This is a genomic window from Acutalibacter intestini (genome assembly GCF_034334985.1).
Taxonomy (GTDB): Bacteria; Bacillota; Clostridia; order Oscillospirales; family Acutalibacteraceae; genus Acutalibacter; species Acutalibacter intestini.
Genome location: NZ_JAWXXL010000039.1, coordinates 1 through 14,754, shown reverse-complemented (window position 1 = coordinate 14,754; position 14,754 = coordinate 1). Strand labels below are relative to the sequence as shown.

17 protein-coding genes and 1 pseudogene are annotated in these 14,754 nt (G+C 42.3%); 17 read left to right on the top strand and 1 reads right to left on the bottom strand.

All coding sequences use genetic code 11. The features are described from left to right. Nucleotides 1-749: 749 nt before the first annotated feature. The 7 genes from U8U68_RS18225 to U8U68_RS18200 all read left to right on the top strand — a co-directional run bounded on the left by U8U68_RS18225 (nucleotide 750) and on the right by U8U68_RS18200 (nucleotide 7,328). Nucleotides 750-2,528: an ABC transporter ATP-binding protein gene (locus U8U68_RS18225; protein WP_322203386.1), complete on the top strand. Its 1,779-nt coding sequence runs from the start codon at nucleotides 750-752 to the stop codon at nucleotides 2,526-2,528. A gap of 2 nt (nucleotides 2,529-2,530) precedes the next feature. Next, the gene (locus tag U8U68_RS18220; RefSeq protein ID WP_322203384.1) at nucleotides 2,531-4,372 is read left to right on the top strand and encodes an ABC transporter ATP-binding protein; all 1,842 of its coding nucleotides are present in this window, start codon (nucleotides 2,531-2,533) and stop codon (nucleotides 4,370-4,372) included. 86 nt (nucleotides 4,373-4,458) lie between these two features. Beyond that, nucleotides 4,459-4,902 carry a 50S ribosomal protein L11 methyltransferase gene (locus U8U68_RS18215; protein ID WP_322203382.1) on the top strand — a complete coding sequence of 148 codons (444 nt, stop codon included), beginning with the start codon at nucleotides 4,459-4,461 and terminating at the stop codon, nucleotides 4,900-4,902. Between the two features lie 336 nt (nucleotides 4,903-5,238). Beyond that, nucleotides 5,239-5,577 carry an AMP-binding enzyme gene (locus U8U68_RS18210; protein WP_322203380.1) on the top strand — a complete coding sequence of 113 codons (339 nt, stop codon included), beginning with the start codon at nucleotides 5,239-5,241 and terminating at the stop codon, nucleotides 5,575-5,577. A gap of 1 nt (nucleotide 5,578) precedes the next feature. Further along, the gene (locus U8U68_RS22505) at nucleotides 5,579-5,818 is read left to right on the top strand and encodes an acyl carrier protein (RefSeq protein WP_367575855.1); all 240 of its coding nucleotides are present in this window, start codon (nucleotides 5,579-5,581) and stop codon (nucleotides 5,816-5,818) included. 7 nt (nucleotides 5,819-5,825) lie between these two features. Next, nucleotides 5,826-6,830, top strand: a complete 1,005-nt coding sequence (locus U8U68_RS18205) for a hypothetical protein (RefSeq protein WP_322203378.1) — start codon at nucleotides 5,826-5,828, stop codon at nucleotides 6,828-6,830. 327 nt (nucleotides 6,831-7,157) lie between these two features. After that, complete coding sequence (locus tag U8U68_RS18200; protein WP_322203376.1) at nucleotides 7,158-7,328, top strand: hypothetical protein; 171 nt, start codon at nucleotides 7,158-7,160, stop codon at nucleotides 7,326-7,328. A 161-nt stretch (nucleotides 7,329-7,489) separates the two neighbouring features. Here U8U68_RS18200 and U8U68_RS18195 read toward each other — a convergent pair. Beyond that, nucleotides 7,490-7,893 (bottom strand): annotated as a pseudogene (locus U8U68_RS18195) (IS110 family transposase); the annotation flags it as partial. Between the two features lie 519 nt (nucleotides 7,894-8,412). On the opposite strand from U8U68_RS18195, the gene U8U68_RS18190 reads away from it, so the two are divergent. The 10 genes from U8U68_RS18190 to U8U68_RS18145 all read left to right on the top strand — a co-directional run. Continuing rightward, complete coding sequence (locus tag U8U68_RS18190; RefSeq protein ID WP_322203374.1) at nucleotides 8,413-9,015, top strand: LexA family protein; 603 nt, start codon at nucleotides 8,413-8,415, stop codon at nucleotides 9,013-9,015. A 122-nt stretch (nucleotides 9,016-9,137) separates the two neighbouring features. Further along, nucleotides 9,138-9,857: an ImmA/IrrE family metallo-endopeptidase gene (locus tag U8U68_RS18185; protein ID WP_322203372.1), complete on the top strand. Its 720-nt coding sequence runs from the start codon at nucleotides 9,138-9,140 to the stop codon at nucleotides 9,855-9,857. After that, nucleotides 9,854-10,132, top strand: a complete 279-nt coding sequence (locus U8U68_RS18180; protein ID WP_322203370.1) for a hypothetical protein — start codon at nucleotides 9,854-9,856, stop codon at nucleotides 10,130-10,132. The genes U8U68_RS18185 and U8U68_RS18180 overlap by 4 nt, the downstream gene beginning before the upstream one ends. 216 nt (nucleotides 10,133-10,348) lie before the next feature. Beyond that, entirely contained in the window at nucleotides 10,349-10,573 is a 225-nt protein-coding gene (locus U8U68_RS18175; RefSeq protein ID WP_322203368.1) for a helix-turn-helix domain-containing protein, read from the top strand. Nucleotides 10,574-11,021: 448 nt separating this feature from the next. Next, the gene (locus tag U8U68_RS18170; protein ID WP_322203366.1) at nucleotides 11,022-11,414 is read left to right on the top strand and encodes a type II toxin-antitoxin system PemK/MazF family toxin; all 393 of its coding nucleotides are present in this window, start codon (nucleotides 11,022-11,024) and stop codon (nucleotides 11,412-11,414) included. Continuing rightward, nucleotides 11,411-11,803, top strand: coding sequence for a ParB N-terminal domain-containing protein (locus U8U68_RS18165; RefSeq protein ID WP_322203364.1), 393 nt, complete (start codon nucleotides 11,411-11,413; stop codon nucleotides 11,801-11,803). Before U8U68_RS18170 ends, U8U68_RS18165 begins: the two co-directional genes overlap by 4 nt. Then, nucleotides 11,800-12,330: a hypothetical protein gene (locus U8U68_RS18160; protein WP_322203362.1), complete on the top strand. Its 531-nt coding sequence runs from the start codon at nucleotides 11,800-11,802 to the stop codon at nucleotides 12,328-12,330. The genes U8U68_RS18165 and U8U68_RS18160 overlap by 4 nt, the downstream gene beginning before the upstream one ends. Beyond that, nucleotides 12,296-13,087, top strand: coding sequence for a DUF6551 family protein (locus tag U8U68_RS18155; RefSeq protein ID WP_322203360.1), 792 nt, complete (start codon nucleotides 12,296-12,298; stop codon nucleotides 13,085-13,087). Before U8U68_RS18160 ends, U8U68_RS18155 begins: the two co-directional genes overlap by 35 nt. Nucleotides 13,088-13,101: 14 nt before the next feature. Continuing rightward, nucleotides 13,102-13,311 (top strand): DUF6870 family protein, encoded by a 210-nt coding sequence (locus tag U8U68_RS18150; protein ID WP_437124449.1) that lies wholly within the window; start codon nucleotides 13,102-13,104, stop codon nucleotides 13,309-13,311. A gap of 124 nt (nucleotides 13,312-13,435) precedes the next feature. Beyond that, on the top strand, nucleotides 13,436-14,754 hold a 1,319-nt coding region (locus U8U68_RS18145; RefSeq protein WP_322203358.1), incomplete at its 3' end, for a recombinase family protein.

The following is a 14,754-nucleotide window of genomic DNA, read 5'->3' as shown; positions in this document are numbered from 1 at the left end:
ATTTAAACTTTTGGAAGAAGCACTCAATCATATGGCGCTCTTTATACAGCCAGCAGTCTACCAGCCACAGCTCAGAAACATTGTTTTGTGGCGGAATCACATAGCTGGCACCATGATCTGAGATATAAGCGCTGTTCGTTTTGCCCCATAAGCACGGTCTTCTAATATATCGCTGCCGTTGATTTCTCCCTTCTCCATTAATTCACATGCTTATTCTCCGCTGACAGCATGAATTCAACCGAGTTCCCCAACCCATCCACAATAGCGTGTAGCTTTGTTTTAAACCCTGCCCCTGGTTCGTCCAATTAATTGCCTTATCCAGCGTTTTTCCCTCTCCATTGGCGCTTTCGTGAACCTTAATGCAAGTAGAGTCCAAATTCAGGTTTTCCATATCTGCAACCAATACACGAGACATGGCCTCCAATGTGCCTTTGTTTCGCCATTAGGATAATCGCGCGTACACAGACTGCCAGGGGCCATACACTTCCGGCAGTTCTCGCTACTGCACTCCGTTGCGGGTGATTCAAAGCCTCCCATTGAGCATGTTCTTGTCATCTTTCAGAGGACAGCCTCGTTTCCTTGTACTTTGGGCTTGCAGTATCTGTTTTACTCGCTCCCACAGTTCTTTTGTTAATTCATAGCGTTCCATGTCCATATTTTTACACAGCATCTTCTTTTTTGCAATATTAATTTTATAATAGGGCCTAATAAAACTATTTACCAACGTTATCGCATTAAGGAGTGGACTTATGTTTGAAGAAATGTTTCAGGCAATAATGTATACAATAAAGAATGCCTGGAAAACTGAAAAGCGAATTGTATTGTTATTTTTTATGCAGGGATTGTTTGAATTAGTTGTAACCTATCTGCTTATTTTACTTCCAAGTGTAGTTATCGATGAAATTTTAAAAGAAAGCCGCCTTGATGTAATTATTGGAAAAACAATAATAATTTGTTTTGTTTTTTTAATCGCAAAAAGTAGCAGCGAGTTTATAAATTCGTCAAAAAGCACCTTACTTACAAACAATAAGATGTACTATTTAAGAAAAATTTTTGAAGTTCGCATGAAATTAGACTATCAAAACGCTGAGAGTGAATTAGGGCAAAATGAATTTCAAGAAGTTCAAACGATTCTTTTCAATGACAACACCGGCATATCTGGCACCTTATTAAATTTTGGAAAGTTTATTGAACACCTGATGTGTTTCGTGCTGCTATTTTCGATTATTTCTCAAATGAGTGTTGTAGTTGTGATTTCTGTGATGATAACGTCTCTTTTATCTATTTGCGTTCAAAGAAAAGTTGACAATTACATGTTTCGAATGCGAGATAAAACAGTCCCACTTGATCGAAAGATAACATATATTAACCATTCTGTTTCTGATTATAATAAGAACAAAGATATAAAGCTATATTCGATGCAAGATTGGTTATCAAGGATTTATGAAGAACTAATTCACGATAAAATTAATTGCGTCAATCAAATAAATAAATCGCTTCTTTTCCAAGAGTTGGTAGAGGTAGTTTTATTTTTTTTAAGAAATAGTATTGCATACATTTATATATTTATTTTACTAAGTAAAGGAAGATTAGCCCCACATGACTTTGTCTTTTATTGGGGTTGTATTTCAGGATTTTCTTCATACATTTTAGGCTTAGTAAAATTTGTCACAAAGTTGCAATCATCATCTAAGGATGCGATTATAGTTAAAAATTATATTGAAAGCCATCATATTATTGAAAATAATTCTGATTTTAATGAATCGTTTTCTGACACTAAAATTACTGTCAGATTTGACCATGTATTTTTCCGTTATACAAAGGAAGGACCAGATATTTTGAAAGATATCACTTTTGAATTAATATCTGGAGAGAAAATAGCTTTAGTTGGAGAGAATGGTGCTGGTAAAAGCACACTCATCAAAATCCTCTGTGGATTATATCAGCCTACATCGGGTTCAATTTTTATAAATGGAATAAATTCTTCCGACTTATCGCCCAGTGAAATATACTCATTTTTCTCTGTAGTTTTTCAAAACATAAGAATTTTGCCTTTTTCAATAGGTCAAAATGTTTCAATGCATGATGAATCTCATACATGCAGAAAAGCAGTTGTTAAATGTTTACAAGATGCAGGCCTACAGGAATTAATTACTCGGATTGATGATAATTTAACAAAAATAATCGATCCCAATGGTATTGAATTATCTGGAGGAGAAAAACAAAGATTAGCGTTAGCGAGAGCATTATATAAAGATTCTCCATGCCTTTTACTTGACGAACCAACATCAAATCTAGACCCTATTGCTGAAAGCAAGTTATATAAATCATATTTTGATTTAAGTAGAGGTAAAAGTAGTGTCTTCGTATCTCATAGACTTGCATCAACCCAGTTTTGCGATAAAATCATGTTCTTGGTGAAAGGTCAGATAACAGAGAAAGGGACGCATGAGGAGCTTATGTGCTTAAAAGGCGGGTATTATGATTTATATAATATTCAAAGCCAATACTACAAGAAGGACGTGTAAAAATGCTAGATTTAGAAAAGAACTATCAAAATTCATTTTTCTTCCTTTCACTCATTAGAGAACTGTCTCCTCGACTTTTGCTGACTATGATATTGTTGGCGGTATGTAAAAGCAGCCTTTTGTTTCTTGATTATATTTCCATTAACTTAATCTTGAATTCCATTGTTGAAAACAAATTATCTAATGCTATCTTTTTTGCTTCTATTTCGATATTTGCAAACGTACTTATTATGATGATTCAAGCGATTCTAAGAAAAAAACGGGATGATTTTAGTAATAGCTTTTGCTTGCGATTTGAAAAGAAGGTTTCATCCATTTTTATGAATTTAACATATGCAAAACTTGAATCCAATAAAACTCAGAAGCTTCGACATGAAATCGAAGAAATTAAAATGCGACTTGGCGGTGTAGAACATCTTCTTAAAGAGGTTGAGGATATTTTTGAAAGTGTAGCTACCCTGTTTTCGTCAATTGTTATGCTAATATTTGTTTTATGGCTTGGCGGGTTCAACTCGACTATTTGGTCATTTATTATTATTTTATTGCTGGCTTTCTTAAGTGTGATTATCTTAGTTTATATGCAAAGATTTATTAATAAAAAAATTATATCACTTAATCGTGAGGTTAACTCTGCAAATAGTGGCAGTTTTATTTACATGCAACTGATATCAGATTTAGAGTTTGGGATGGATATTCGCCTTTACAACTTATCACAATATTTAGGTGATTCTTTTTATAACATGTGGACTTCTTCCAAGGGATTAAAATTAATGAAACGTCTTGATTACATTTCAAGTGTCATTCCTTGCTTTGTTGTGTTCATAAAAGCATTATCATTGTTTTCATCATTTGTGTTAGTATCAGTGAGTGCACTTTCTGGAACTATCTCCATTGGAAACGTCGTTATTTACGCTGGTAGCCTTCAGACTTTTGTCGATTCAATTTCAACGTTGCTATCATTAAGTGGTGATTTTATCAACTCATGTGATATTTTTAGTCCGTACAAAGAGCTTTTTGACATATGTCAGGAAGATAAACAGCAACAGATTTGTTGTGCGAATGAATCACAACTTTATAATCTCGAGGGGATATCTAGTTTTCAAATTGAGTTTAAGAACGTATATTTCAGATATCCTTTCGCTGATAGTTGGGCATTAAATGATGTGAGCCTATTGATAAAAGATAAAGAGCATATCTCTATAGTTGGTGAGAACGGGTCAGGTAAATCGACTTTTGTGAAACTTCTATCTAGAATATATGCTCCAACTAGTGGCCAGATCTATATAAATGGAATCGATATTCAAAATATTCCTCTGGTGGATTATCACAAACTATTTGGAGTAGTATTTCAAGATTTTTCTTTTCTTTCTTTGCAAATTGGTGAGAATATTGCTGTTTCGTGTGAACCTGAAAGAATAAAAATTCTTAAATATTTAAATAAAGTTGAATTGGGAAAGTGGTTTACGGATTTACCTAATGATATATACACATACATGAATTTAGACTTTGATGAAAAAGGTATAAAAGTTTCAGGTGGAGAATTACAAAGACTCGCTCTGGCTAGAGCAATGTATAGAGAACCATTATGCTATATTTTAGATGAGCCAACTTCGGCGCTTGATCCTAGAATAGAGGAACAAGTTTTCCGATACGTTAATAGTTCTCTTAATTCAAAAACTTCAATAATGATATCCCATCGGCTTGCAAGCTGTAAAGACAGTTCACGGATTTACGTGTTTGATGATGGAAAAATAATGCAAATTGGTACACATAGAGAACTTTTACAAAATGGAAGTGGTTTATATGCAAAGCTATGGAACACTCAGGCTGAATTCTATCAATAGGATAAATAGATTTTGATGGATACTAATAGGTGGCTAACTTTTCTATAATTGACATCATATATTAAATTTAAATAAGGTGGATTAATATGCAGTTATCTTTCCCTATAAAATTAAGTGAATTGGTTTCTCTTATATGCGATTTCATCTATGATGTTCGATATCATGTAAAAACATGTGGTAACCTTCGGGGTGCAAACTTCCGATCAAAATTAAATTTTGACTATGAGCCATCACATTATTCACAGCTATATAGACTTTTTAGCAAGTATCCATTTGATGATAAGTCACACTTCATAGATTTTGGTTGCGGAAAAGGAAGGACTCTTGTTGTGGCGATGAAACTGGGGTGCAAATATGTTACCGGGGTCGAAATAAATTCAACACTTTGTGATATTGCTGCCCACAATATTAACGTTGTCAAAGCAAGAGATAAACTTCTGTGCAATTCGCATGTTGTTAATTGTGATGCCCGTGAATTTGAGGTTGATGAGCGAACAAATTATTTCTTTTTTTTAACCCATTCCATATGAAAGTCTTTCACTATGTTTTAAAAGCTATCCAGAAATCAGTTATCGAATCACCAAGAGAAGTAATCTTGATTTTCTTAGGACCAAGAGAATCGACAATTAAAGTAATTAATGATTTTGATTTTTTTACTCTTGTAGAATCCAACAAAAAAAGGGATTATGTTGTTTATAGTGCTACGAGAAATCATCATCAAATCAAAGAGGAAAGGCGATACAACGCAGAATAATCTTCCACATCTTTTTGTTAATCACATGAAAGTCCAGTACGAATTAAGTTTCTGTAGTTTCAATAGAAACGTTGTATTATACTAATAGGAATATAAGGTGGTAATTTTTTGGATGGATTATATTATTTTGTATGGTTTTCTTTATATCTGTGGAAGAATAAGGAATATCATTATTTCCAATGGAAATAATATTTATCCCGAAGAAGTTGAACAGGCTCTAAATCAATGTCCTGGTGTGTTGGATATATATGTTTATGGAGCATCTCATCCATTATATCAAGAAGTTCCAGTTGCAAAGGTAGTTCTTGATCAAAAAGTGTGTTCCTTAAGTATTCTACAAGAGTTTGCTAAAGAACATCTACAAAAATTCAAACAGCCGTTTCAATATATTTGCTGTGATGAGATAGATAAAACAATTTCCGGAAAAACAATAAGGAGAAGTTTTAAATGAAATACAAAATTTAGATGAAATCAATGATAGTAAAAATTTAAATGATAATACAAATCTATTTGATGATTTAGGCTTTGAATCACTGGCATTTATGGAATTAGTAGTTCGTTTAGAAGAGTTATTGGAAATTTCTTTAGATCATTATCTATCTTCGTTCGAAAATTTTGGTACAATTGGTGGAATTATCAAACAAGTTGAACAGGCTCTTATCGATAAGCACTCACAAAGAAAGGAGCAATAATAATTCTATGGAAAAGCGATTAGATCTCCCAACACCTATTATATCATATAGTCCCTCTCTTGACTCATACTTATCCGTAATCGCTACAAGTAGCCGGAATATTCGTCCTTGGTTATGTGAAAACTTTATAGATATAGTATATAAAACAGAGCCCAATGTTTTTCATTGCGAGTTTTTAGACATGATGCATCATGTCTGGATTAATACACCTTTTTTGGAGTGCTCACTATTAGATAGGGGGTTGATTGATGTTACAATTCAGGATCTTTCGTCTTTCCTTTGTACACTGATTGATAATGATTATTACATACTATTAACCGTTAATACTTTTTTTGTCTCACCATATTCATCTTTTCAAGAATTTCCTTTGCCTCATGAAATATTAATATACGGTTATAAAGATACTCAATTCATTTGTTCTGACTATTTTGATTTCAAAAATCGTTGTGTTGATGTGGAGATACCTTTTTCTGAAATTGTTCAAGGCTACACACAAATGAATCGTTTTAGAGATTACTATAAAGGAATTTTGATTTCAAAGGTATCGTTTGATGTGTATGAGAATCAATCATATTTTCATACGGATTTAAGGCAAATTGCAATTAAAATGCAAGATTTCTTGAATGACAGTTTTGTTCAGACTCATATTCCAGGTTTTTATCACACTAAATACGGATATCGATGTGGTTTTGGCTCTTTTAATGCCTTTAAAGATTATTTTGATGATGGTCATAGTCCTCAAATTCTTGTCAAACCCTTGCACTTCTTTGAACAACATATTTTGATGATGAAATTTCGATTCGAATTTATACAAGAAGAGCATGGCCTGGAGTTATTAATTCCACTCAGATCCGAGATTGAAAGAGTATACCAGGCTATTCGAAAGGTAAAACTCAGAGTTTTGTATTATGTTACAAAGCATAAGGCTCTACCTTTCGAAGTTGCTTCTTCCTTTAATGCAATTACTGACGCGTATTATCAATTACTGGTTCGTTTTGTTTCTATTCTATAGTTATCTTATCCTTTCAAATGCAAAAGAGGCTGTCCTAGCGATTTTCCCTCTCCTATTGGGTTAAGTGTAAGCGTGACTAGGGCTAGTTTTGAAAATTAAGAAAATGATCGATTTTTGACCGGAAGTGGTCGGTGTCAAGAAGAAAACCGCAAGTCAACCTTCCAGTTGGCGAGGATCTTCAATGCGGGAGATGGCCACTTATGGGTAAATAGATAGCGCTTTCTTTTTTCAAACGTAAGTGTCAAATCCATGTTTCTGCAAACCTGACTGAACTCTCAGCATGGCTCTTGTCCTGCGGTTTGCGCACCCTAGCCGTTTCATGATTCATTGTCACAGTACGAACCCGAGGTCTGGTACAAGGTGATCAATCCTGACCCTGAGAGCGACAGCCCTATTTCTGAGGCCATTATGGACCGTATTATCCACAATGCCTTTGATGTGACTGTGGGGGGCAGGATCTCCATGCGGGAACGGCATGGGCTAACTGCTGTAGAATAGCGTCGGATATTAACGGAGTCTGAGGTATAACATCGTATCGTGGAGGCATACCTCTTAATATTGGCAAAATTTTCCTATAGATTTTGTATAGTCCAGTGGTAAAAAGTCAATAGGAGAAATAGAAGAAAAGACAAAAGAAAAGCGGTGAAAAGGGAGTGAGATAGCAGTGCAATCAGATTGTTTTTGAGCATGGTCTGGATCTTAGCGCACTGCTGGTACTGCCGGTAACAGGTCTTGAGCAGAGCCCTGGTGTTCTCCTGGGGAGCATAGGGCAAAATTCGGCCCAGTGTTCCAGACCGTACTTGGCGAGTTTTCTGGCATCAGCCTTGTCTGTTTTACCTGGTCTCAGGCTGCTGTTACCATACCCGCGCAGCAGCACAGGATTTACCAAATAGACGAAAATACCAGCATTGTACAACGTGGCGGCAATAGTCAGATAGTAGTTGCCTGTCGCCTCCATAACAACACGGGTTTCACCGTCCAGGCTTTTCAGCAGCTTTGCCAGCTTACTGAATTTACTGACGGTGTGATCCACATCAAAGGGTGAGACTATTTCCTCTCCCATGCAGTTGACAGTTACGGTGCTTTTACCCTTTGAAACATCTTCAATCTATTGGGTGACACGAACTCTGCCTGCAAATCCCATCTCCCGCCCATGGGCGGGAGATGGGACCACTGGACTGGGGATCAATCTGCTTAAACCGAACGCTGCAACAAGAGGATGGCTGACGGTCTTTCACACGGACTTGGAAGCCCTAGGTAACAAACGTCAGCCAGTTGCTCCTCTTATTGTAGCTTAGGCACGAGATGGTGGGTAGCCTTTCTGGCTGAAAGATTATTCCGACCAAATATATTATAATAGGGTAACGAAAGTGAAGACCCTCTCTACCTATGAAATCGCCAACTGCTATACTGTCCAGGTTAAAGGGAAGGAAACCTATCTCTATGAGGACTGCGGGAAATGGTTTGTGGAGATGCGGATATAAAGATTGTCAAAGTGTCATTTTCTCTATTGACATTTTAACGAACATATGTTGTGATACATCTATCGAGAGCAACCGCTCACGATAGGGGAGAATCATGGATGCGCAGCAAGAATCTCAAGCTAATGGAAGAAATCAAACAATATGCAGAAGATTATTACCGTGAACACGGCAAAACACCATCCCATGGAACTGTAGCCAGCGCATTGGGTATGGGGCGGTCAACAGTATACTACTACTTGGTAGAAATGGCCCAGCGTGGTATGATCACCTACGAAAACGGTGTAATCTCCACCGAAAACATCCGCAAGCTGATGCCTGATGTCACCCATGCGGCCCTGGTAGGCTCCATCCCCTGCGGTGAACCGAACGAGCAGGAGGCCATGGTGGAGGAATACATCCCCCTCCCCATTTCCGTGTTCGGCAGCGGTGATTTCTATGTCCTGCGGGCCTCCGGGGATTCTATGATAGATGCACAGATCAACTCGGGGGACCTGGTGGTAATCGAAAGGACAAACACTGCGGATGTGGGAGATATTGTTGTGGCCTTGACAGACGAGCGGCTGAACACGCTGAAACGCTTATATTTTGATAAAGACAGAGATTGCTATTATCTCCATCCCGAGAACCCAAACTATGAAGATATATATGTAAGCACTCTGAGTATCCAGGGCGTGGCCCGAAACATCATCAAGGCTTTGTAATGGAGGCAGTATCATAATAGAAGGAATTTCGCAGAGCATACAAGATAGCTCGTGCGGTTATCATTATATGCGGGAAAGGCTTGTGACTGTGGCAAGAGCCAGCCCCGCAGGAGGTGTGTCCTTTGAATTCGTGTTTTACTGACATTGAGATTGAGGAACTAGCAGAGGGTTTAATACACCAGTTTTTCGGGCAACGGCGATCACTGCCGCTAAGTGTGGACATCGAGAGTTTTCTCGTCGGCTACCTGGGACTTCCTTTGAAGTACCGCAGTTTTGCCGAAGCTGATACCAGCAAAATCGGTTTTATCTCAGACGGGATAACTCCGCTCTGGGTCATGGAGGGTAAGCGTCCGATACGTGAGGTCTTTCCGAAGGGAACCGTCGTATTAGAAAAATACCTGCTGAACCGAGGCGAGAAGGGCCGGAGGAGATTCACTATTGCCCATGAAGTTGGACACTACATCATGGACAGAACCGTAACAATGGCCTCGTTCCATCGAGAGTATGACAGAGAGCGGGCCTATACTCCACAGGAGTTGAAAGAACTGCTCAGTCTCCGTGAGGCGCGGGTAGACAGATTGGCGGCTTCGCTGCTCATGCCAGGATTTATGGTGCGCGCTGTGCTGGAAAGGTTTGGTGTTTCCAACCTTATACCAATCTATGGCAGCAACCTACTCCGCCTGGAGGACAAACTGCTGGTACAAAAGATGGCTGCAACGATGGAAGTTTCCTACACTGCCTTTCTTATCAGGCTGAGGGAACTGCACCTGCTGGCTAGGCATGACATTTCTGAGTACATCGTCAGTGAAATCGGCCTTGGAAGCGAGGCGATGGCACTATGAACGCAGTGCAGACATACTGCCAGACCCCGGTGAGCCAGGACGTTTTATACAAGCTCCGGCTCTCCAGCCAGGAAACAGAGGGGCTTTCCTTGCGGGAGATCAGATGCCCCTACTGCGGTTATCTCGTGGAGCGGGTGTTTTCCGATGTCACCGGCCATAAGATGGTCCATTGCAGGAAATGTAAGGAGGAGTACCCGGTCAATTTAGGATATTTCCGGCGGACTGACTTCCGTAAAAAGTACGATGGCCTTTACAACCATCGTCAACACAGATAAATATAAACCCTACAACTTTTAATCGAGCAAGCGGAGAGAAACCGGCATAGCCGGTGGAGACTGCCAAGCGCCGTACAAGGTTGGAGCGGTTATGGTAATAGTAACGAGTTTACTATGCCATGACTGTTCTGATTTGTACGGCGCTTTTTGCTTGCCTTTTTTTGCCTTGTACGGTGTTAAAAGTCCCTTCCCGCTGTGTTCGGGAAAGGACAAATTATGAATTACAGTGCTATTGAAACAGGAAAGAGGATCAAAAAACTACGCAAGGAACATGGAGTGACACAGGAACAACTAGCGTGTCTGCTCGATGTAACGGACCGGCATATTAGAAATATCGAACACGGAGAAAAAAATGCCTCCATAGATTTGTTGGTAGAGCTATCGGATCTGTTCGGTACTTCGCTGGATTATATCATTTTAGGGAAACTTACCGGTAATTAATTCAAAATGGAGCCTCAAGCTATGCTCAAAAGCATCCTCAAAGATGGAAAAAACTGTAAGCGGAACTAGGAGTTCCGGAAATAATATGCGGAAAAGCGGAACTGCTGGAGCCTAAAAAAAACCGGAGTTTCATGCTAAACTTATGTTGTCCTACGGACCTTGAAAACAAAACACCCATTCATCAGGTACATTCCTGTGTGTACGCAAATTGCAAAGCTAAACAGGCTGGAGCGCCATAACCCCGTATGGGTGAGCGATACATCCTCCTGCGAAAGGCGGGCTGCTCCCACCTAGGCGATGACAACGCACAGGGATAATGATACTTCCGTAACTCGCGGCCCGGCCATAAAGAAGGCGGGGAGGTTAAACCCCTATGGAGCGGTTTCGCAAACCGCCGCCTGATGAATTTCTAAGACGTAGAGATATTGACATAGAGGAGCAAGATATTATGAATCAGAAATACCACGAGTTCTATCGCGGCGAAATTTGCTACGCCGACATGAGCAATATTTTCACAGGTACTATGGAGGGTATGCAGCCCGTCCTCGTCCTGCTAACCGACCAGGGCGTTTACGATACACCCTCGGTGATAGTCGCGGATGCGCGGCGCACCGTTAAGGCATCTTCCCTGCCCACCCATGTGGCCATAGATGATAATGGAGGACTGTCCGGAATGTCGGTATTCCAACTGGAAACACCCCATCCCATTGACAAGCGCCGGTTGCGGAAAAAGGCCGGTAGGCTTACCCCCAGGCAGATGGAGGAAGTCGATGCCGCTCTGCGGTCCGTTTTTTACCTGGACGATGGCGATTATCTTCCCCTGGAGGTGGGCGCGCCGTGACGATCATGGAACTGCGGGTAGACCCGGAGTATGAAAGCAAAATACCTCCATTAACAGAAGATGAGTTCCGGCAGTTAAAAGGGAATATTCTCTCTGAGGGATCTGTCCTCATGCCTATCATTGTCTGGAACGGCACCATCGTGGACGGCCATAACCGTTACAAAATCCTACGGGAGAATCCAAATATTCCTTTCACTGTCCATGAGAAAGACTTTGATAACCGTTATGAAGCCATTTCCTGGATCTGCAAAAATCAGCTTGGGCGGCGAAATCTTACACCGATCCAGAAAAAAGTTCTGATTGGAGAACAATATCAGGCCGAGAAGATGGCGCATGGCGGGGACAGAAAGAGCGGTGAAGCAAAATCAAGGGGCAAAACTGCCCCTTGATTCCGGATCACAAATCCAGAAAGAAAGTAGCGAAAGACGCTGGAGTAACAGAATCATATGTGAAGTGTGCCAGCCAGTATTCCAAAGGCATAACCGCCGCCGAGGAAGTGGCTCCGGGTTTTCGTCAGGAGGTCCTCTCGGGGAAGATAAAGCCCACCCAACAGGAAATGCGAACCATAGCCCAGGCTTCGCCCGGGGAGCGCCGGTCCATTATGGATAAGATTTTCTGCCCTGGGTCTGTAAAGCCGGACAGAAAATCAGCGGCTCTTGTAAGAAAGATATCACAGGACATGGTGAAGGAGAAGCCCGGCATGACCCCGCAAAAGGCGGTCAAGCAGTTTGAGTGGATGGTCACAAAAGTATTGCAGGACTTTGACGATACCTTTGACCAGTGGCCGCAGCTTGTTTCCAATGAGGACTTTCGGAAACAGGTGACAGCTACATTGCAGGATTTGAAGAATTATATTTCACAGATTGAAGGAGGGAAACGATATGAATGGGATTATGAAGCCAGAAAAATTGTATAAGGAGATGTACATCGACAGTTCGGAGCTGCTGATTCCCCGTGAACTGTACCAGCGGACCTTGAACCATGCCCGTGTCCGGGAGATTGCCGAAAACTTTGACGAGCGGGTTGCCAACGAGCCGAAGGTCAGCGCCCGGGACGGAGGATTCTATGTTTTCGACGGGCAGCATACCGCAGCAGCCCGGATATTACAGAACGACGGTGAGGACCTGCCCATCCTCTGCAAGGTCTACACGGGCCTGACCGCGCAGGATGAGGCCCTACTGTTCGCCCAGCAGACTGGGTTTGCGGCCAAGGTCTACCCCGGAGCAAAGATTCGCGCGCTGGTGTTTGCCGGTGAAAAGACCGCCACCGCCTTTGTGAAATCTACCTCCAGCGCCGGCCTGCGGCTCTCCTACGACCAGGCTAGGGGGAAGAATCGTATCGGCTGTGTATCCGCCGCTTACCGGCTGTTCCAGAGCGTAGGCGATGAAATCTATACGGAAGCCCTCTGCCTGATCACCGCCGCCTGGAAGGGACATAAGGATTCCATGAGGACCGAAACCATCCAAGGGGTGATAGGGTTTGTGGATATGTACCACGATGAGTACGAGCCCAAACGCCTTGTCAGCCGCTGCCAGCGGTTCGACCCTATGTACATTTACCGCAGCGCCAAAGCCGCCGGGGACGCACTCCCCGCGCCGCAGAGGTATATCTTTGAGGTGTGGAAGATGTATAACGGCAGCAGCAGGAACCATGCCCTGCCGCTAAAATTCTGAGGGAGGTGTTTCCGTTGATTCAAAATTTACAAGCCACCGAGCCTTTGGTGGATATTCGTGACGTTCACGTTGACCCCAGCCTGCCAAAGGACGAACGAATCAAAGAATACCTGCGCCAAATTAGAAACCCATACTGTTTCAAATGCGGCGCTTTCACCGTCCACGCCCGGTTCGCCAAAGACGGGCCGACCCTTGAGGACTGCCTGAAACAAATATTACTATAAAAAGCTGTTGACTTTCCCAAAAGTTGTGTGCTATACTGATGTCGGAAAAAAGAATTAAAAAGACAAATCCGAATCACCCTTTGATTTTGCCGGGAAAGTCCGCAAAGCAAAAGGAGTGATTTTTTTGTCTGTTTATAAGGCCGACGCATATCTGCGGCTGTCCTACACGGCTGACCGCACAGAGGAAAGCGACAGCATACAGAACCAGAAAAAACTTATCCAAGACTACGTTGCCACCCACACAGATATTGAGATTGTTTCTGAGCGGGTGGACGATGGGTACAGCGGTGTTCTGTTCAACCGGCCCGCATTTCTCGAAATGATGGAGGACATCAAGGCGGGAAAAGTCAACTGTGTAATTGTAAAAGACTTATCCCGCCTGGGCCGGGAATACATTGACACCGGTCGGTATCTGCAACAAATCTTCCCGGCCTATGGGGTGCGTTTTATCTCCATAAATGACAACATCGACACCACAAACCAGCAAGCCGGGGATGACCTCACCATCGGGCTGAAGAACATGATTAACGATGCCTACTGCCACGATATTTCCGTCAAGACCCGGAGCGCTCTCCAGGCCAAACGGGAAAAGGGCGACTATGTGGGAGCCTGCCCCATTTTCGGTTACCAGAAAAACCTGGAGAACCGTAACCAGCTTGTAATCGATGAGGACGCTGCCCGTGTGGTGCGGGACATCTACCGTCGCAAAATCGACGGAGCCAGCGCAAAGCGCATTGCCACGGAGTTGAACCGGCTAGGGATCCTCTCCCCCTCTCAGTACAAGGTCAGCCGGGGCCTGCCCCACCCTACCGGCGGCTTCGCGGACGTGCCTGGGGCCAAGTGGTCGGCAAAAACGGTCCTGCGTATTTTGCAGGACGAAACCTACACCGGCGTTCTCTTGCAGGGCAAGCAGGAAACCTACAATCATAAGCTAAAAAATATTATCAGTAAGCCAGCAGAGGAATGGGTGCGCACAGAGGATGCCCATGATCCCATCATTCCCCGCCGGAACTTCGACCTGGTGCAAAAAATCCTCTCTCTGGACACCCGCACAGCCCCGGACGGCAGCGAGGTATACCTGTTTTCCGGCTTGCTGATCTGCGGCTGCTGCGGCGGTCCCATGACCCGCAAGATTGCCAAGTCCGGCAGGAATCAGTACATCTATTATTACTGCCCCACCGGGCGCAAGAGAGGATGTGAGAATCCTGTCATGGTACGGGAGGACGCGCTGACCGCCTGCGTTTTGGAGAGCCTGCAAGGTCATATTCAGAGTGTGATTGCCCTGGACAAGTTGCTGGACAGCATGGGCGAGGAGCAAATCAACCGGGAGCTTGTGGCCGGTTACACAGCGCAAATACTCAAGAACGAGGTACAGCTAGATAAGGCGAAAGAGTTCAAGCGGTCGCTATACGAAAAATTCATCAACGGACTGGTGACTAAGCA